The following is a 20,568-nucleotide window of genomic DNA, read 5'->3' on the forward strand; positions in this document are numbered from 1 at the left end:
ATAATACTCCCACCTCAAGATTCAGAGAAACAAGAAAAGTAGGTGGGAGCTAACTGCCTGCAAAAGCCCAATTGGCAAAATCCCCATCACGAATGGAAGCCTCTATATAAATCCCTGTATGCAGAATAAAAGGTAACCTATACTCGTTCGCTCTTTCTGTTTTTACTTCGCATGTGGCAGAAATAGGCCCTGACCGCTCCTATGCATGGCCAGATCCTCTCTCCCACCTAAAAAGAGGGGGTTTATGTCATTTTTTAATTTGATGTATATATCATTTACGCCAAAATGGGATTTGTTCTTTCGTTATCCATCTTAATTTCAAAGCACAAATTACATATAACAATGAAACAACACCCATTGCTAGGGCGCTAAATAACAACGCAACCAATCGTGAAGTTGTTACATTTACTATAGTAGATATCTCATATATCCCCGCTCCAAGAATACAAGATATAATAATTACAGATAAAAATTCCTTCATTTCAATTGAATAAGTAAGGTATTTTCGTATATAGATATAATTTACAATACAGATTACCATATATGTGACAAATGTACTATACGCCGCTCCATCTATTCCAAACTTTCCAACAAACGCTATATTTAATAATACTTTCATACAGCTTGCCCCAATAACAATCCATGCGGCTTGCATCGAGCGATTGATTCCTTGCAAAATTCCTGTTGATAATACCATAAATGATGTGAAATACGAACTACCAATCATGATAGCTAACATGCCGCTTCCTTTTGCATCTGTAAACAATCCAATATTTAATGGAACTGTTAATGCAATGAGCCATATTGTAAGTGGCGCAGTAATAACATGTGCGAATTGATTTGTACGCTGCACAGTCATCTTCGCTAGCTCAATATCCTTTTTTGCTAAAGCTGATGTTAATAACGGAATGAGTGGAAATACGATTGCACTTGCAAAGACGACAATTAGTTGCATAAACGCAAACCCGCGGCTATATATACCAAATTGCGCTTGCATTGTGATTGATGATTCATCTAACACATGTGGAATTGTTATAGAATCAATTAAATTTAAAAGAGGCATGGATAATGCACCAATCGCAATTGGAATCGATACGCGCAGTATCTTTTTCCCATCCCTCTTGAAGTCTTGAAATGAGTATGCTTTTGTCTTGTAACGATACGAACTTTTCACATATGTCCATCTTAAATAAAAGAGTGAAGAAAGAACACCTAGAAATGAGCCAACCATCGCTCCGCCCGTTATAACACTGCTGCTTTCCTTCATCATGACAAGTGCATAAGCGATTGTTAACATGAAAATCACGCGAACAAATTGCTCAATCACTTGTGATGAACCGGTTGGTACCATATCACCAAACCCTTGAAAGTACCCGCGATATACCGCCATATACGGTGCAAGTAAAAGCGCAAATGATGTAATCACTAATGAAAGCCTAGTCTCTTGTCCCCCAAGCATTTCCGCGATTTGATTAGACCATATGATGATAATGCTAAACCCTAACGTTCCACATACAATACCTATAATAGAAGCGGAAGTAAATAATTTAGCGATTCCTTCTTGATCATTTTTTTCGTGCAGCTCTGCAACCAATTTTGATATCGCAAGGGGAACCCCTGCTACTGATAAAGTTAAAGCTATCATATACACCGGAAAAACGAGGCGAAAAATTCCAAGAACCTCATCTCCTGCAATATTTTGTAACGGTATTTGAAAGAAACTTCCCAGCAGCTTCGATAAAAAGGTTGTAATTGTTAAAATGGCTGCTCCTTTTACGAACTTTTTATTCATTTTCCTTCTCTTTTCTTTCTATATATATTCCCAATCCATGCAGCTTCATCACAACATACCCTATATGTACAAGATGATAATCCTAAAGTACCACATGGTTTTTTCTTATAAGTTAGGAAGTAAAATTCACACTATTTTCGTTCCAATCGAACAAAGATAACTACCTATAAAGAACCTTATTGACGTATTCTTCCGTCATCAGGAATAAAGTCTTTTCATAAATAGAAGCTTCACCTTACCTCATTAAGTTATCATAACAAATTTCTTATATGTTGAATACTCTCTTTCTTTTTTTCCATTTAAAAAATCCAAATGACATAACCGCTGCAACATGGTCTTTTATATTTTTGCAATCTATATTTTTGTCCATTTTTCAACATATGAGTCGGTGATAGGCAAGATAAAACATGACATGCAACTTACATTTCCCCTTTGTTTTCACCTTTATATGCGGCAGGAAACGGCCCTGAACGCTTCTATGCATGGCTAGCCCCTTATTTTCTATGCCGGTCTTTCAACTTGTATTTATGTACTGTTCCATGATCGACATGTGCTATAATGAAGCTATTGTTGTTAGTAAGAGGAGTGTTACAAAGCATGCTAAAGTCAGTAAAAAAGCTATTAGGCGATTCGCAACATCGGAAAATAAAAAAATATGAACAACTTGTCGATGAGATTAATAAATTAGAAAAACAAATTGAATCATTGTCAGATGAAGAGCTGCGTCAAAAAACCACTGCATTTAAGGATATGCTTACAAGTGGAAAAACAGTTGACGATATAAAAGTAGAAGCATTTGCTGTTGTTCGTGAAGCTGCAAAACGTGTACTAGGGTTACGTCACTACGATGTACAGTTAATGGCAGGACTTGTATTATTAGAAGGAAATATCGCTGAAATGCCAACTGGGGAAGGAAAAACACTCGTATCTTCCTTACCAACTTACGTTCGTGCCTTAGAAGGAAAAGGCGTACACGTTATTACAGTCAACGACTATTTAGCAAAACGTGATAAAGAATTAATCGGTCAGGTTCATGAATTTCTCGGCCTACAAGTTGGATTAAACATCCCTAAAATTGAACCAGATGAAAAGAAACGCGCCTATGAAGCTGATATTACATACGGCATAGGAACAGAATTCGGATTCGATTATCTTCGCGATAATATGGAAGCTTCATCATCATATCAGGTGCAGCGCCCGTACCATTTTGCAATTATTGATGAAATTGATAGCGTCTTAATTGATGAAGCGAAAACGCCTCTCATTATTGCCGGCAAAAAATCGAGCAGTTCCGAATTACATTATTTATGTGCCAAAGTTATTAAATCCTTTCAAGACACACTTCATTATACATATGATGCTGAGACAAAATCGTCCAGTTTTACAGAGGAAGGGATTACAAAGATTGAAGATTTGTTTGACATCGAGAACTTATATGAACTTGAACATCAAACATTGTATCATTATATGATTCAAGCATTGCGTGCATATGTTACATTCCAACGGGACGTTGACTATATCGTACATGATGACAAAATTATGCTTGTTGACATTTTCACTGGGCGTGTTATGGATGGACGCTCGTTAAGTGATGGTTTACATCAAGCAATTGAAGCAAAAGAAGGCTTAAAAATTACAGAAGAAAACCAAACACAAGCATCCATTACGATCCAAAACTTTTTCCGTATGTACCCTGCATTATCTGGAATGACTGGTACAGCAAAAACAGAGGAAAAAGAATTTAATCGCGTATATAATATGGAGGTTATTCCAGTTCCAACGAACCGTCCTGTTATTCGTGAAGATAAAAAAGACTCGGTGTACATGACAGCTGATAGTAAATATAAAGCTGTACGTGAAGAGGTTACAAAGCATCATAAAACCGGACAGCCTGTATTAATTGGAACGATGTCCATCTTGCAATCTGAAATGGTCGCTCGTTATTTAGATGAAGCAAACATACCTTATCAATTATTAAATGCGAAGAGTGCTGAGCAAGAAGCAGACTTGATTGCAACAGCTGGACAAAAAGGACAGATCACAATTGCTACAAACATGGCAGGACGCGGAACTGATATTTTGTTAGGTGAAGGTGTTCACGAACTTGGTGGATTACATGTAATTGGTACAGAGCGTCATGAATCACGCCGCGTTGATAATCAGTTAAAAGGAAGAGCTGGTCGCCAAGGTGATCCTGGAAGTTCCCAATTTTTCCTTTCATTAGAAGACGATTTAATCCAGCGCTTTGCACAGGAAGAAATAGACAAACTAAAAAAATCATTAAAAGCAGATGATACAGGACTCATCCTTACACCAAAAGTCCATGATTTTATCAATCGTACACAATTAATTTGTGAAGGCAGCCACTTCGCTATTCGTGAATACAATTTAAAATTAGATGATGTGATTAATGATCAACGTAATGTCGTCTATAAACTTCGTAATCATTTCTTAAACGAAGAAACAAATATGATAGAAATCGCAACACCAATGATCGAGCATACAATCGATGCTATCGCAAAGAACTACCTTCTAGAAGGTATGGTGCCAGAAGAATGGGATTTCGATGCGTTAACAAACGAATTACAGGCTGTTATGTCAACAGCAGAGCTGCCGCTATTATCAGCAAACACGATTAACTCGATTGAAGAGTTACATAGTGTATTAGAAGTTTCACTTGCGAGTCACCGTGATAAAATACAAGCACTTGACGGTCACACAGAATTTGAGCACGCGTTACGTCAAGTTGGATTACATTTTCTTGATCAAAACTGGATGAACCATTTAGAAGCGATGAATCATTTAAAAGAAGGAATTGGTCTAAGACAATACCAGCAAGAAGAGCCAACACGTATTTATCAAAAAGAAGGTCTCGATATTTTCTTATACACATATGGCAATTTCGAAAAGGAAATGTGTTTATATATTGCACGGCATTTAACCGCTTCGCAAAACACATATTGAGGTGAATTTTTATGTTATCATTCTTAAAAAGAGCAAATAAAAAAGGAAAAGATACAACCGTTTCTAGTCATCAATTATTAGGACAAGAAGAAACTGCTTCTCAAAATAAAAACGTAAAACCTACGTTATATTTCCACCCTACTTGGGGAGAAGTTGCACAAGAACAAAAGTATATTTATCAATTCTTACATAAAGAGCTACCACAGTTACAAGAAAGTCAAATTTCTTTATCTGGAATTGAAATAGAGAAACAAGACAATGCATACAATGTAATCACCTTTATTCGCAGCAGTGTCTCAGAACCTATTCATTTAAAAAAATTCACATTACTTCTATTAAATAAAGAAGAGCAATTGTGCGCACGTAAAACATTCGATTTTTCTGTATTAGGCAATATTCCTTCAAATGTAAATATGCCATGGGTATTTACATTCGAACAAGAGACAATGACAACTGCGGCTCTCTCCCAAACTGACTGGGAACTAGCATTTGAACTAGAAACGCCGCATCGCTTAGATTTAGACCCGACATGGGAATCACAATTACCTGCAGAAAGTAAAGAAGCACTACAAAAATTAGTAGCGGACTTAGCACCTCTTAAAGAAGATGAAATTAACTTTTTAGGACTACAGGCAAAGCAAGCTGAAAATGGTGATCTTCATACAACCATTTTAATTCGTAACGGATGTAAGCAAACCATTCAGCTTGAACAGCTCCCGCTACAAATTTTTGATGCTTCAAAACAAGTTGTTGCAAACGGTGCATTTACATTGCCAAACCTTGAAATAAAGGCAAACACAACAAAACCGTGGTCTTTCATTTTCCCTGCCTCATTAGTAACGCAAGAAGATATGGACCTATCTACTTGGAGAGCAGTCGTACCACAAGAATAATGAAACAAGGCATGCTAGGAATCTCGTATTTCCTAGCATGCCTTTTATTAAGTGAAGCTTCCATCACCAATCGGGCTTTTACGGGCGGTTGATTAGAAATCGAAAATTTCATAAAAAAACACCATCCTTTCCTATTTCTACAGAAAGAATAGCGTTTTGTCAGTAGTATCCATGCTTATCCAGCTAATATTTTGAGATATCCCTAAAAAAATTTTATATCTCTATAGTTTTTTTTCGTTTTAGGGACAACCGGTTCTGTTAGCTTGATGGGCCCCTATTATTGTACACGTGCTCGTACACTTCGTTTTCTTATAATAATTTTCCATCGCGAAGTGTTAAAATCCGATCACATACATCAAGCATTTTTTCATCATGTGTAATCATAATCGCTGCTTTTTTATTTTTTTTCACTTCTTGTTTCATTAATTCAACGACTTCTCTTGCACGTTTTGAATCAAGACTAGCAGTAGGTTCATCAGCTAAGATTAAGTCTGGGTTATTCATGAACGCACGAGCGATAGCTACACGTTGTTTTTCCCCGCCTGAAAGTTGATTTGGATAATGATTGATTCGATGTGATAATCCAAATGTTTTCAGTAATTGTTCTGCAAACTTACTCGCTTCTTTTTTACCTTCTCCCTTTAACTTAGCGATATACAGAAGTTGTTCTTTCACCGTTAAGAAAGGTACGAGGTTTGCGAATTGGAATATAAATCCGATTTTTCTTAAGCGAATATCTGTCATCTCTTTTTCTGGTAATTTTGTTATGTCTTGATTAGAAATATAAATGTTTCCTGTTGAAGGAGAGAGCAGTGCACCTGCAATGGAAAGTAATGTACTTTTTCCTGAACCAGATGGACCAACAATGCCAATGAATTCTCCTTCCTTTACATCCAATGTAATTGGGTGTAAAGCTGTTACTTCCGCATCTCCTTCTCCGTATATCTTACTTACTTGATCAAGCTTTAATAATGAGGATGTATTTTCCCCTTTCACTTCCGTTACCATTACATGCCACCTCCAATTGCTTCTAATGCATCTACTTTCAATACATGATATAGAGAGAACAATGTACCTAATATACTAATTACAATAAAAACACCCGAAAATTTCGCGATTGTTGTTGCTGTTAATAAAAACGGCATACTAGCTGGTAAAACGGTCTGTACTGCAAGGACTAGACTGATGCTGACTACAAGGGCAATACTAGATACAAATACAGCTTGTATAACTAAAGCATTTGCTAAATATGAATTTTTTGTTCCAATTGCTTTTAATACACCTAGTTGGTGTGTTTTTTGTAATGTAATGACATAGAAAAAAACGCCAATTAATAATGCTGCAATGACAATTAAAAACGAAACAATCATCGTTAATGTCCTTTGTTGTTCTTTATGACCTGGAATACTTTGCAATACTTCTTTTTTATCCACAACTTTTGCATTCTTAATTTCTTTATCCGTATTTAAAGCGATTACACTATAATCTTTTTGATGTGGCTGTGCAATGCTACCCCATACCTCTTCATTCATGTAAACAACAGGTGTATGACTAAACATTTGATTTTCTGTAAATCCGACAACTTTGAACACTTTTTTGGAAATAGGGTCTACAAGTTCGTCTTCAAGATTTACTCCTTTTTCTTTAATAGATTCATCCACAACGATTTCATTGTTTTCTAAAGAGTTATTTTTCCCTTCAATTACTTTTGGAGCAATAAATGAATCTGGTTTACTTGAAAAAATAGTAACATCAACTTTTTTTGAACTTCCTTCTTTTTCAAATGTTGAAACTTTAATATGCATTGGAACTGCATCTTTTTCATCAACCTGTACCAATACATTATCAACATCCTCTTTTTTAATTTGAGAACGCAACAATTTACCCTCAGCATCATCTGATAATATAAATTTGTCTGCCTTCATTTCAATAATAGAAGAAGCACTGTCATGAGACAAACCATTTGCTAAACCTGATATCATAAGTACAAGAAATGATAACAATATCATAATGGTACCAATTAATCCGTATCGTAATTTCGATTGTTTTAATTCTTTAAGTGCTAAAAACATTAGTTTCGTTCCTCCTTGTTTCCCATCCCACTATGTTCTTTTCATAAAGAGGGCGCCGAAATATATAGGAACAAAAAAATAGCCCACGATTCAGCGCGAATTTGGTGGGAATTTGATATATTAAAGTTCGTTCCTTTACATATGATGTTCTTTTGAAAACGCGATAATTATGCTGAAACCTAAAAAGATAAAAATTGAACAGTCATTAGCAGGATTATAATCTTTTTATCATATCCTCCTTTATTTTTATTATAAAAAACACATATGACTAAAACGTTATATAATTATACTATCGATTTATTAAAACCTTTACAAGCGATATAATACAATTGAAACAAATTATGCATAATATAAAACGAAGTGAATTTTTTAAGTATTCTTTATCCTCTATTGCTCTTTTTTCTTTGAATTTTGAAGTTAGGAGTGTTTCCTCAAATTAAAACCGTATAACCAACAATATTGTATGAACTTTAAGATTACTGTAGAAATGAATAAAAAGAGCCTGCCCAAAAATAAAGTACATTATTTTTGAGGCAGGCTCTTTTATTATAAAAGGAATGTAGTTTCACTATTCCTACTAATATATATTGTTCATACGATACAAATTCAGCTCAAATTTATTTTACTAGTAAACGATCAATATGATATTGAGCTTCTAATTTACATAAGTCATCTATCTGTTTAACTTTGTTCTTCTTTAATATTTCTAGTTGTTCTTCTGTCGGTTCTTCATTAATGATTTCGTTAATTTTCTCATTTACTTTCGTTGCTAACGCTTGATGGAAATCTGGATGTTCTTTTAGTTCACCATCTACTTTATTAATCCAAGTCGATTTTGTGTATAAGTATTGTTTCCACTGTTCAACAAATTGTTGCATATCAAATTTTTCTTCGTTCCACTCAATCTCTTTCATATACTTTTCAAAAGAAGCAACAATTGAGCGCGTAATCCCAATTTTCACACCGTGTGGTAACTGTTTGTACATCAAATATTCCCTCCAGCTTAAAGCTCTTCCTTCCGAATAGAAAAGGAATCGTAAATTCGTATACTCTTTTATGATAGCACATTGCTAGTCTAAGATGTTACTATACTGCTTACAAAATCAATTGTCAACTTACATAAGCAATCATAATATAGTAATATCTCTATCCTATTGAAGGCCATACTAAAGGCTACACTTCTTGCTTTATTTATATAAATCTATTTTAATTTTTCGACATCTAAATCCCTGTTACGCATAATAAAACGTAACCTACACTCGTTTGCTCTTTCTGTTTTTACTTCGCATGTGGCCAGAAAAGGCCCTGACCGCTTCTATGCATGGCCAGATCCTCTCCCCCACCTAAAAAGAGGGGTTTTATGTCGTTTTTTTAATTAATATATATATAAATAAAGCAACGATCTTCACCCTGCTAAATTTGTTTATTTTTCCCATTTATATAATTCTATTATACTATATTATACTACGCTTGTACCATGTGTAATTTTTTCCTTTGCTCATCACTTGCCATCGTAAGCAGCGTCTTTTCAATGCGGGGCTGTATGTGCTCAAGTGTTATACTCGCTCCTGTTTTCTCCGTCTGATCCATAAAGTTTAATAATGCCATCGCTCCAGATGCATCTATATAATGTACATCATTCAGACGTAACGTCATATGAGACTTCACTTCTTGTAACGAAGAAAAAATATGATCCGCTGATAAGAAAGAAAGCGGCCCTCGAATCCTATATGTCGCTTCTTCCCCTTCTTCTTTGACAATACAAGCTTTCCGCTCTTTACACTGCAACATATATATAATAAAGGAAAGGATTATACCAAATGCCACAGCAATCATTAAATCAAACTTCACCGTAACAATCATTGTTACTAACATCACGATCGCATCACCTTTTGGTGCTACATGTATTTTCTTCATGCTATCCCAATCAAACATTCCGATGCCTGTTAAAATTAAAATACCTGATAATACTGCAAGGGGAATATATTGCACCACTGCACCGAGTCCCATAATGAAAATAAATAAAATCACGCTATGCACGCAGGCAGATAACGCTGTTTTCCCGCCGCTTCTTATATTCACAATCGATCTCACCGTTGCACCCGCACCTGCTAATCCTCCAAATAACCCGCTCACGATATTACCAATTCCTTGTCCGATCAACTCTTTATTACTTTTATGACGCATACCTGTTACATTATCCATCACAACGGATGTTAATAACGAGTCAATTGATCCTAATAACGCAATACTAAGTGCCGGTAAAATCATTTCCAGTACGACCGATCCGCTAAAAGCTGTTAAATGAAGTGACGGCATTGCTTCTGGAATTGTTCCAATCTTTTCAATGACTTTATTTAAAGAAATCGTTCCCAAAAAAGGTAACTGCACCGTAAGTCCTTGTAATACATGTGCAAATAATGGCAATGTTGCTGTAACGCCTACTAATGCAATTAGACTTGCTGGGATCGCTTTAATCCACTTTCCTGCAAGAATCATAACAAGGATCGTTAACAAAACAAGTAAAAAGCTATTTTTTACGTGCTTCATTTCACCTAAAATAATCAGAAGCGCAATTCCATTCATAAATCCTGAAACGACAGAATATGGAATGTAACGAATATACGAACCGAGCTTACATACCCCAAATAAAATTTGAAATAGCCCAGCCATCATGAACGCGATAAAACTCGCTTCCAATCCGTGAGTGGCAATAATCCCTGTCGCAATAACTGTAATTGGGCCTGTGGGACCTGTTACTTGTCCTGCTGTACCACCAAATAGTGCTGCAAATAATCCAGCAAAAATGGCACCGTACAATCCGACTAACGCCCCTTCAGACGTTCCTGTCGCTGCAATCCCAAATGCAATCGCAAGTGGCAGTGCAACAATCGCAACAGTAAACCCCGCTAAACATTCTTTTGCTATTTTTTGAATCATAAAAAATCACCCCTATATAATGTCCACGCTCCATTGTACATTGTAAAAGATTCATTCGTCAGGGGCTTTCAGCATAAATTCTTTACAGTCTCGTGAAGTAACCGCCTTCATCTTTCACTCTCTCCTCTTTTACATAAATCCATTTTCATTTTCCGACATCTAAATCCCTGATATGCAGAACAAAAAGTAACCTACACTCGTTTTCTCTTTCTGTTTTCACTTTGCATGTGGCAGAAACAGGCCTTGACCGCTTCTATGTATGGCCAGATCCTCTCTCCCACCTAAATGTCGGTTTTTTAATTGATGTATATATAGAAGATACATGACATCTCGCTCTTTCTATCTTTGGAAATATAAGTGACTGTGCTATAATGAACGGATTAAATCTTTTACTATATACTTGGAGGCACTAATGCTAACTTTTGAAGAAAAATTATCGATTATTGAATCTTTCCCGCAATTAGAAAGAAAGAACGTATCTTTAAAACGTGTAAACTTTCACTTTGAAGAAAGTCGCTTAGACAAAAAGAATGTGGTGTATCATTTACACCCAAATGGAAACGGATTTGTATATGCTAGTGGCATTAACGGATATAAAACAGACGATAAAGGTATGGTTAACATCCGTGAATTTTCAGCAGACGAACTACGTTCATTAATTCAAAAATCAATTGAACTGTTGTCTCAAGACCATGAAGAAGTAGTAGTGCAGGCTGCACCTGCTAAAGAAGAAGAATGGCACAATGAAGACGGCCATATTCTCACTCTTATCCAAGAAGATGATATGTGGAACGTGTACGCTGGGGTAAACTTAGACGGTACATTTAACTCTTATCCAGAAGCTGCAGAATACCTTGATGAAGAAGGTTTCTCACGCAAATAAAAAATGCCTTTCCGATTTGGAAAGGCATTTTTTTATTTTGTAACACCTTTTAACGATTCTCTCAGTACAAACTTTTGCAGCTTTCCACTTGCATTACGCGGAAGTTCATCTGCAAATACGTAGTGGCGCGGGCGTTTATAGTCAGCTAATTCATCACTTTCTTTGCAATATGTTTCTAAGTCAGCTTCTGTAATACTTTCATCTTTTTTAACAACGACCGCTACAACACGCTCCCCCCATAATTCATCTGGTTCACCAAGTACAGCAACATCTAATATACCAGGATGACTATGCAAGAAATCTTCAATTTCACGCGGATAAATATTTACCCCGCCGCTTATAACCATATCGTCAACGCGATCTGCTACAAATAAATAACCATCCTTATCGAAATAGCCTAAATCACCCGAATGGTACCATCCTTTATACATAGACTTTGCTGTCGCTTCTTCACGATTATGATATCCTGCCATCATAGTTGGTCCACGTGAAATAATTTCTCCTACTTCATATGGCGGCAGTACATCATCTGGTTCTGCTGGTCCCTCTTCATTTGGTTTTACAATACGAATTTCATGACTAAAGCAAGGCGTTCCTGCTGAACCAGCTTTCGTAATTTGATCTTCTTCTACTAAGAATGCGATAACTGGACCCATTTCTGTCATTCCATAAATTTGGACAAGATCGATATGCAGGCGCTCTTTACATTCTTTCACAAGTGCTGGTGCCATCGGAGCTCCGCCATATACGCCAACTTTCATCGACTGTAATTCATATTGTGATAAATCGTCTTGTAACAGCATATTCCACATCGTTGGCGCAGCGAAGAATGTTGTAATCTTTTCCTTTTGAATTGTATGTAACACCGTCTTTGTATCAAATTGATGTAAAATAATGTTTTTCCCGCCAACTTGAATACGTGGTATAATCCCAGCATTTAATTCCCCGCAATGATATAACGGCGCCACAACAAGTCCAATACTATCCCTGTTATATTTCAAGAAATACGTACTAATCATACTATGTTCAGCCATATCGCGATGACGGTGCATCACCCCTTTTGGTTGACCCGTTGTACCGCTTGTATACAGCATCGAACAATAATCTGTTTCCTCAACAACAATATCCACAGCCTCAGGTGAAGCCGCATTTACTTTTTCATGATAAGAAGCAGCGTAGGAAGGTGCATCATCTTCTATGTACCAAAAAGAACTGTTTGGGAAATCTCGTTCAATAGCTGCAATTGTCGGTTCAACAGCCTTTTCAAAGACAACGACTTTTGAGGATGCGTCACGGAGGATGTAAGCTACTTCTTTTGCCTTTAAGCGGAAATTAATCGGATTGAATATTGCACCAATCTTTGCACAAGCTAGGTAAACGTTCACAAATTCACGGCAATTGTATAAATAAACCGATACACAATCCCCTTTTTTCACGCCTTCCGCTAACAGGGCATGCGCCGTTTTATTCACCTGTTCATCCCACTCTTTATATGTCCAGCGAATATTCTTTTCTGGTTCCACTAACGCTTCTTTATTCGGATACTTGCCAACTGCTAATTCGAAAATTCTCCCAATCGTCATATACATGTCAAAATCTGCCCCCTTTTCACTTTCATAAATCTATCATTTCGTGCATAAGTTGACATTTCCCTCTACATTTTTACCTTCTTTTTCTGATCATTCTCGACATAGTTTTACAAACACAAAAAAAGACTGACACATAAAGACCCACAATATGTGGACCTTTAGGCCAGCCTCTTCCCCCGCTATTTGCGGACAGTAACACCTCCACTGATGGAAGTTTCATTTTATGAGAATAATTCTTCTAAAATTTTAAGCTTATCTTCTGTATATTTAATATAACCATCGTTATATGACTTTGGATCTTTCGGATTTGCAAAGTGCGTGATAGCCCCTGTTTGCGGATGAACAAATTTACTTGATGCACCGCAACCAAGTCCGATAATAGATTGTACTTCTTCCATAATTACAATATTATATATGCTTTCTTGAGATGGCATTGCATAACCGACATTTTCTAAGTTACCTAAAATATTCTTTTGACGGTATAAATAATACGGTACGTAATTATGATTCTTCGTCCACTCTTCTGCTTCATGCATCATCGCCGTAATCTCTTCGCGACCTGCCACTTTATACTTACGCTTATTTTGCGTCATTTCAGAAGCACGTTTAAATGATAACGTATGAACGGTTAATGATTCTGGCATTAACTTTTCTGTTTCATCTAACGTATGCTTAAATATTTCTAATCCTTCACCAGGAAGACCAATAATTAAATCCATATTAATATTGTTCATTCCCATTTCACGTGCTAAATGATACTTCTCAATCGTTTCTTCCACCGTATGATGGCGTCCAATTGCCTTTAGCGTTTCTTGATGGTATGACTGCGGGTTAATACTAATGCGGTCAATATTCCATTTATTTAACACTTCTAGTTTTTCCGGTGTAATCGTATCTGGACGACCTGCCTCAACAGTTACTTCACGTACCTCTTTCACATCCGGGAACGACTCATACATCTCTTCATACAACATGTCCATCTCTTCTGCTGTAATACTTGTCGGTGTACCACCGCCGTAATAAATCGTTGTAACCTTAACGCCTTTCTCTTTTAAGAACTTACCAATTTCACGAACTTCGTAGTGTAAGCCGCCTAAGAAAGAATCTACAGAGCCTTGACGCCCATTGATCGCATAAGCTGGGAATGTGCAATATGCACATTTTGTTGGACAGAACGGGATACCGATATAAATACTCACTTCTTCTTTCAAACGATATAAATCTGGAATAACCGCTAATTGGCAATCAACAATGCGCTGCAGAAGTTCGATTTTTTCTTCATGAATTAAATAGCTTTCACGAAGTTCTTTATGCGCCTCTTCCTTTGACATACCATTTTGAAGCATTTTGTGCAGAAGCTTTGTTGGTCTTACCCCCGTTAAAATGCCCCAGCTCTGTTCAATTCCTGTTAACTGCTGAAGAACAGAAAGATACACATAAGAAACAACATGCTTTACTTGCTTCATACGTTCTTTTTCTTCTGTAAAGGAAGATAAATCTTTCGAGAACGTTTCTTCATATACATTTCCTGTTTGGACGTCTGTTAAACGAGCTGACGCTGTCACATTTCCTTCTATTTGTATATCAACAATAAGGTTTGCTTCCTCTTTCTCAAATCCGATTGTGCTTTCTTCAAAAAATAAGCCGCTAATATTTTGCAGCGGACGTAAAAAACGATCATCTTGTAATGTTTTAATTGAAATTAACAACAATTATCACCTTTTCATTTGTAAACTCTCTTTAGTTTACTTGAAGGGTGACTACAGGTCAATACAGAAGGTTTTACCTCATTTTCCTGAAAAAAAAATCATAAAGCTTCTAGGTAAAAAACATTTTCTTTTTGTTGGGAGAGAGCATCTAGCCATGCGTAGAAGCGGTCAGGGCCTGTTTCTGCCACATGCGAAGTAAAAACAGAATGAGTAAACGAGTGTAGGTTACTTTTTATTCTGCATCGCAGGGAGTTAGATGGCGAAAAATGAAAATGGATTTATATATCAATGCATTTTGAAAAACCGGCATAAAAACCTCTTTCTTTTAGGCAGGAGAGAGCATCTGGCCTTGCGTAGAATCGGTTAGGGCCTGTTTCTGCCACATGCGAAGTAAAAACAGAATGAGCAAACGAGTGTAGGTTACTTTTATTCTGCATCGCAGAGAGTTAGATGGCGAAAAATGAAAATGGATTTATATATCAATACAAATTGAAAAACCAGCATAAAAAACACTTTCTTTTGGGTGGGCGAGAGCATCTGGCCATGCGTAGAAGCGGTCAGGGCTTTTTTCTGCCACATGCGAAGTAAAAACAGAATGAGCAAACGAGTGTAGATTACTTTTATTCTGCATAGCAGGGAGTTAGATGGCGAAAAATGAAAATGGATTTATATATCAATGCATTTTGAAAAACCGGCATAAACACCACCTTCTTTTAGGCGAGAGCATCTGGCCTTGCATAGATGCGGTCAGGGCCTTTTTCTGCCACATGCCATGGTTAAAACAAAGGGAGAATGCGAGTGCAGGTCATGCTTTGTTCTACATAGCAGCAACTTATATGTTGAACAATAAAAAAATACGAAACATAGCTACTAAGCCACATTTCGTATTTGTCTTGTCACCATTTAGGCGCCTGCTTATGATTTTTTAAAAATGGAAGTGGAAATTGTTTACGAAAATGTTCTTTAATCATATATTGTACTCCGTTTTCACTATTGGAACGTGTAATCCAGTCTGCTGCTTGTTTTAATGGCAGCGGCGCATTTCCCATTGCCACTCCCAATCCAACATTTTCAATCACCCCTAGATCATCTAAACTATCTCCAATCGCTACCATTTCATTCAAATGTATTCCGAGGTGTTCTCCTAACAACTGTAACCCGCGTAATTTTGATACATGCAGTGGCAGAATTTCTATTCTTCTTGTATCACATTCTATATATGCTATGTCCGTAAATGCTTTCTGCAAAGTTTTAAGCGCACGTTCTTTTTCGCCTCTACTCTGAAAGACAATATCAATTTTTGGCGCTGCAACAGGTTGATCACGTAATATATCCCCTAATGAATCGACAAACTGAACAGGATAAAATAGTGGATCCGTACTTGTTAATACGGTACGCGCAATTAAGTTTGGTGTATTTCGTTCACGGTTTCCGATAGAGAAACGTTCGTGGGAAATACGAATATTACATTCAAAATGTTCTAGCACTTGCACAATATTAAATGTTTTTTCTTCTGATAATCGCTTTTGGACAAGCGGTTTATCTAATGATGCTGAAATAAAAGCACCGCTGTGCGTAACTAATAGAGAATCTAGTTTCAATGATTTTGCTATTTTATGGGCAGATTGAAAATTACGATTCGTAAACAGTGTCACATATACATCTTTTCGTTTTACAAAATCAATAGCTTCTCTTGTTCCTTTCGGTATTCTCCCATTATTCTGCAAAAGCGTTCCATCTATATTAAGAGCCAATAAGCGATAAATCATGTCGCACTCCTCCTCTTAGCTGCTTTACTCTATCCATAATTTATGAAATACATTTGTTAAATAGAACGAGTTCGAATCACCGCTGTAAATTTGGTTTAATATATGTATATCATCAGTAAAGGAGCTACCCATATGAAAGCACCTCCATCTTTTTATGAAGGCGATACATTAGAAGTTGCGAAAAATTTACTTGGTCATAAACTTGTACATATAGTCGACGGGATAAAACGCAGCGGGTTCATTGTAGAAGTAGAAGCGTATAAAGGACCAGATGATAAAGCTGCACATAGTTACGGAGGAAGACGCACGGATCGGACTGAAGTTATGTTTGGCGCACCAGGGCATGCTTATGTCTATCTCATTTACGGCATGTATCATTGTTTTAATGTCATTACTGCTCCAATTGGTATTCCCCAAGGAGTTCTCATCCGTGCATTAGAGCCCGCCGATGGAATCGAAGAAATGAAAATTGCACGTTATGGTAAAGTCGACATTACAAAAGCACAATATAAAAATTTAACAAACGGACCAGGAAAACTATGCCGTGCCCTTGGCATCACTTTAGAAGAACGGGGATTATCATTACAAAGTAACAAATTATATATCGAATTAGTTCCAGAAACAGAACATCTCTCTTCACAATATGAAATTGCAAAAGGCCCTCGCATCAATATCGATTATGCAGAAGAAGCTGTTCATTATCCTTGGCGTTTTTATTTCCAAAAACACCGATTTATTTCTAAGTAAAAAAGAAGCCGAATTGGCTTCTTTTTTTACTCCGCACCTTCTGCAGTTGCAATATCATTTTCAAGATTTTCTCTCGACAAGTCTGCTGCCATAAAGTCAGCTGTTTCTGGAAGTGCTAAATGCATATGTGCTTTTTGACAAATTTGGATCGTACAGTTTTCTATAGTAAAATCAAAAACATGTCCGCCTCCGCTTCGTTCATCATCAATATAATGTAGATGGAAACCGGCTACTCCAATACCTTGCGCATAATCTGGTGTCCAAAATCCTGCCATCGTTCCTTTCGTATGAGAGAAAGAAAAAATCGGCTGTGATTTTGTCACCTCTACAAGCGGTGTATATGGTTTTTCTTGACGCGGAACGGTTCTTGTTCTTACTTCACAGAATGTTCCATCCATACGAATCGCATAAAATAAGTTTTTACTTGGCATTAATTCATGTAATAAAGATTCTACTTCTTCACGATTCATTGGACGATCAATTGTATAACTCATTTCTTTTTCAAAAAATGTTACAGTGGCAAACGGTGTTGTTTCTTCCGATGCTACCATTTCTGCAGAACCGTCAGAACGCAAATGATAAAATTCCCCATCAAAAGCAATCATTTCACCATCTAGTTGATCAAACGTACCGATGCCAAAATCGCCATGCTCTTTTAATTTATCAAAGTTGATAATGCCATCATATATACCATCCAATAAAGCTAGCATTGTTGATGTTTGATATACTTCATTATTCGTTTTCATCTTTTTCGCATCAATATCTAATAATTGTGCAATACTCATGTCTATTCTACTCCTTTACCACTAGTTCAATTGGTTTGGTAGTAATTTTTCACTTAATTTAATGTTATCGCGATAATCAATTGGAATATCTACAATTACAGGACCTTCTGCTTTCATTGCTTCTTGTAATACCCCTTCTAACTCTTCTGGAGAATTCACACGAAGTCCAATAGCACCGAAGCTTTCTGCATATTTTACAATATCAACATCACCAAATTCTGTCGCTGATGTTCTACCGTATTTCATCATTTGTTGGAAAGCAACCATGTCATATGTACCATCTCTCCATACAAGATGTACAATTGGAGAATTAAGGCGCACTGCTGTTTCTAGTTCCATTGCTGAGAATAAGAAACCACCATCTCCAGAAACAGAAACAACCTTTTTACCTGGTTCTACCAATGTCGCTGCAATTGCCCAAGGAAGTGCAACACCTAACGTTTGCATACCGTTACTAAACAATAAACGGCGTGGCTCATAAGAACGGAAGCATCTTGCCATCCAAATGTAATGGGAACCGATGTCACATGCAACTGTTGTTTCATCATCAATTAAAGAGCGAAGTGTACGAATGACTTGCAGTGGATGTGTAAGCCCTTGTGAATCACGAATTGGCACTTCCGCTTGCTCTGATAATTTCGCACGTAATTGATCTAAGATAGCTTCTGATTTTGTTGACAAGATAAGTCTTGGTAATTGCTCTGCAATACTATCTACAGTTAATGCAATATCACCAATTAATTCACAATTTGGTTGATAGTCATGATCGATATCAGCTTGATGGTCATCAAGATGAATAATCGTTCTGTCCCCTAACTTATTCCAAAACTTCGGATCATACTCAATTGGGTCATAACCAATTGATAGAACAAAATCAGCTTCTTCTAATAAAATATCGCCTGGTTGATTGCGGAATAATCCAACGCGTCCAAAGAAATGATCTTCTAATTCACGCGAAATTGCTCCGGCTGCTTGGTACGTTTCAACAACTGGCAATTGTGTATCAGCAATTAACTTACGAACTGCACTTGTTACTTCGTTTGTGCTTGCTCTCATACCAAGTAAGATGACTGGTAATTTTGCGGATTTAATTTGTTCTACAACTGCTGCAATTTTATGTATGGGAGCGATACCAAGATGCGGCTGAGAAAGCGCACCAATAGACGATACTGTCGTTTCAGCAGTCATAACATCTTGCGGAAGACTCACAAGCGTTGCTCCCGGATGAATAGAAGTTGCACTACGGAATGCATTTGTAAGTGCTTCTGGCACATTATCTGGATGCTCTACTTCTACGCTATATTTTGTGATTGGTTCGAATAATGCAGCATTATCCATAGATTGATGCGTACGTTTTAAACGATCTGTACGTGGCACTGCACCTGCCAAAGCAACAACGGGATCACTCTCTGCCGTAGCAGTAACAAGACCTGTCGCTAAATTTGATGTTCCTGGCCCTGATGTAACAAGACATACACCTGGTTTTCCTGTCAATCTTCCAACAGCGGCTGCCATAAATGCTGCGTTTTGTTCATGACGACAAACGATTAACTCTGGTCCACGCTCCTTTAGCACATCAAACACAGAATCAATTTTTGCACCCGGAATACCGAAAACATGTGTAACTCCTTGTTCGATTAAACAATCGACAACAAGGTCGGCTCCTTTTGTTGTTTTTGTTTTCACGTTGCTTGCTTTTACTTCTGTACTCAAACTAATCATCCCTTTATGTCAAAATCGTGTACAATAAAGCTATTTATGTAAATCGCACAATATATTACACCTTATTAATTAATGTAGTGTAATATATCTGATTATTATTATATTATAAATGTATTGCTTTTCCAACAATATGAATTTGACATTATTTTTACAACATAAAATGAAAACCCTTACATCTAATTTATTATATAAGAATAATATTATCTATAAATATTTTCATCCGTATTACATATTTTTAGGCATATTCTCCCTGCCTATAATTTTCTACAAGTAATAAAAAAGACGCTTCCCTCATATTCAGGAAACGCCTTTCTCATTACGCTTGTGTATATGTACTATATAATTCTTCAAGCGGCTTCATAATAATTTTGTTCACATCGCCAATTACAACGTTTAAGCGTTGTTCTGCTTCCATTAACTTTGTGATTTTTGGATTTTGTTGAATAAGCATTACTACTTCTTGTGCTTTTTTGTTATCTTCTTCTGTAATTTCTTGGCCTTGCATCATCTTTTGTTGTAAGCCAAGTTGCATTGTACGGAATTGATCAAATAATTGTTTTGAAGCCGCATCCGCTTGCACTTCCGCATAGCTTGCTTTTAACGCTTGGAAATCTGTATGTTCTGCAATTGCTTTTTGTAGTTCATATGCAACATCATGAATGTTTTTTGTCATTTTATTTTTCCTCCTTTAGCAGGCTAGCGT

15 protein-coding genes are annotated in these 20,568 nt (G+C 36.7%); 4 read left to right on the forward strand and 11 right to left on the reverse strand.

The genetic code is table 11. The annotated features are described in order from the left end of the window. Positions 1 to 271: 271 nt before the first annotated feature. Complete coding sequence (locus ACIQ7L_RS06015; protein ID WP_400567498.1) at positions 272 to 1,792, reverse strand: putative polysaccharide biosynthesis protein; 1,521 nt, start codon at positions 1,790 to 1,792, stop codon at positions 272 to 274. A 597-nt stretch (positions 1,793 to 2,389) separates the two neighbouring features. On the opposite strand from ACIQ7L_RS06015, the gene secA2 reads away from it, so the two are divergent. Next, complete coding sequence (secA2, locus tag ACIQ7L_RS06020; RefSeq protein ID WP_400567500.1) at positions 2,390 to 4,756, forward strand: accessory Sec system translocase SecA2; 2,367 nt, start codon at positions 2,390 to 2,392, stop codon at positions 4,754 to 4,756. Positions 4,757 to 4,767: 11 nt separating this feature from the next. Next, positions 4,768 to 5,649 carry an accessory Sec system S-layer assembly protein gene (locus ACIQ7L_RS06025; RefSeq protein WP_400567501.1) on the forward strand — a complete coding sequence of 294 codons (882 nt, stop codon included), beginning with the start codon at positions 4,768 to 4,770 and terminating at the stop codon, positions 5,647 to 5,649. Between the two features lie 309 nt (positions 5,650 to 5,958). On the opposite strand, the gene ACIQ7L_RS06030 is transcribed toward ACIQ7L_RS06025, so the two are convergent. The 4 genes from ACIQ7L_RS06030 to ACIQ7L_RS06045 form a co-directional block, all read right to left on the reverse strand. Then, entirely contained in the window at positions 5,959 to 6,657 is a 699-nt protein-coding gene (locus ACIQ7L_RS06030; protein WP_400567503.1) for an ABC transporter ATP-binding protein, read from the reverse strand. After that, positions 6,657 to 7,721 carry an ABC transporter permease gene (locus ACIQ7L_RS06035; protein ID WP_400567505.1) on the reverse strand — a complete coding sequence of 355 codons (1,065 nt, stop codon included), beginning with the start codon at positions 7,719 to 7,721 and terminating at the stop codon, positions 6,657 to 6,659. Before ACIQ7L_RS06035 ends, ACIQ7L_RS06030 begins: the two co-directional genes overlap by 1 nt. 617 nt (positions 7,722 to 8,338) lie before the next feature. Next, complete coding sequence (locus ACIQ7L_RS06040; protein ID WP_335359856.1) at positions 8,339 to 8,707, reverse strand: hypothetical protein; 369 nt, start codon at positions 8,705 to 8,707, stop codon at positions 8,339 to 8,341. A gap of 478 nt (positions 8,708 to 9,185) precedes the next feature. Continuing rightward, a complete protein-coding gene (locus ACIQ7L_RS06045; protein WP_400567507.1) occupies positions 9,186 to 10,661 on the reverse strand; it encodes a SulP family inorganic anion transporter in 1,476 nt (491 codons plus the stop codon). Positions 10,662 to 11,073: 412 nt separating this feature from the next. On the opposite strand from ACIQ7L_RS06045, the gene ACIQ7L_RS06050 reads away from it, so the two are divergent. Further along, positions 11,074 to 11,544, forward strand: coding sequence for a hypothetical protein (locus ACIQ7L_RS06050; protein WP_400567508.1), 471 nt, complete (start codon positions 11,074 to 11,076; stop codon positions 11,542 to 11,544). A gap of 32 nt (positions 11,545 to 11,576) precedes the next feature. Here ACIQ7L_RS06050 and ACIQ7L_RS06055 read toward each other — a convergent pair whose 3' ends face one another. The 3 genes from ACIQ7L_RS06055 to ACIQ7L_RS06065 all read right to left on the reverse strand — a co-directional run bounded on the left by ACIQ7L_RS06055 (position 11,577) and on the right by ACIQ7L_RS06065 (position 16,611). Further along, entirely contained in the window at positions 11,577 to 13,133 is a 1,557-nt protein-coding gene (locus ACIQ7L_RS06055) for a fatty acid--CoA ligase (protein WP_400567510.1), read from the reverse strand. A 221-nt stretch (positions 13,134 to 13,354) separates the two neighbouring features. After that, complete coding sequence (locus ACIQ7L_RS06060; protein WP_400567511.1) at positions 13,355 to 14,845, reverse strand: coproporphyrinogen III oxidase; 1,491 nt, start codon at positions 14,843 to 14,845, stop codon at positions 13,355 to 13,357. An 893-nt stretch (positions 14,846 to 15,738) separates the two neighbouring features. After that, positions 15,739 to 16,611 (reverse strand): Cof-type HAD-IIB family hydrolase, encoded by an 873-nt coding sequence (locus ACIQ7L_RS06065; protein WP_400567513.1) that lies wholly within the window; start codon positions 16,609 to 16,611, stop codon positions 15,739 to 15,741. Between the two features lie 132 nt (positions 16,612 to 16,743). Here ACIQ7L_RS06065 and ACIQ7L_RS06070 point away from each other — a divergent pair, with 132 nt between their 5' ends. Beyond that, positions 16,744 to 17,358, forward strand: coding sequence for a DNA-3-methyladenine glycosylase (locus tag ACIQ7L_RS06070; protein ID WP_400567515.1), 615 nt, complete (start codon positions 16,744 to 16,746; stop codon positions 17,356 to 17,358). A 26-nt stretch (positions 17,359 to 17,384) separates the two neighbouring features. Here the strand turns inward: ACIQ7L_RS06070 and budA are convergent, their stop codons facing one another. The 3 genes from budA to ACIQ7L_RS06085 all read right to left on the reverse strand — a co-directional run bounded on the left by budA (position 17,385) and on the right by ACIQ7L_RS06085 (position 20,538). Further along, a complete protein-coding gene (budA, locus tag ACIQ7L_RS06075) occupies positions 17,385 to 18,143 on the reverse strand; it encodes an acetolactate decarboxylase (RefSeq protein ID WP_400567517.1) in 759 nt (252 codons plus the stop codon). 21 nt (positions 18,144 to 18,164) lie between these two features. After that, positions 18,165 to 19,856: an acetolactate synthase AlsS gene (alsS, locus tag ACIQ7L_RS06080; RefSeq protein WP_400567519.1), complete on the reverse strand. Its 1,692-nt coding sequence runs from the start codon at positions 19,854 to 19,856 to the stop codon at positions 18,165 to 18,167. 325 nt (positions 19,857 to 20,181) lie between these two features. Then, a complete protein-coding gene (locus ACIQ7L_RS06085) occupies positions 20,182 to 20,538 on the reverse strand; it encodes a YlbF/YmcA family competence regulator (RefSeq protein ID WP_097898243.1) in 357 nt (118 codons plus the stop codon). Positions 20,539 to 20,568: the final 30 nt, after the last annotated feature.

The organism is Bacillus sp. NPDC094106 (assembly GCF_044764345.1).
Taxonomy (GTDB): domain Bacteria; phylum Bacillota; class Bacilli; order Bacillales; family Bacillaceae_G; genus Bacillus_A.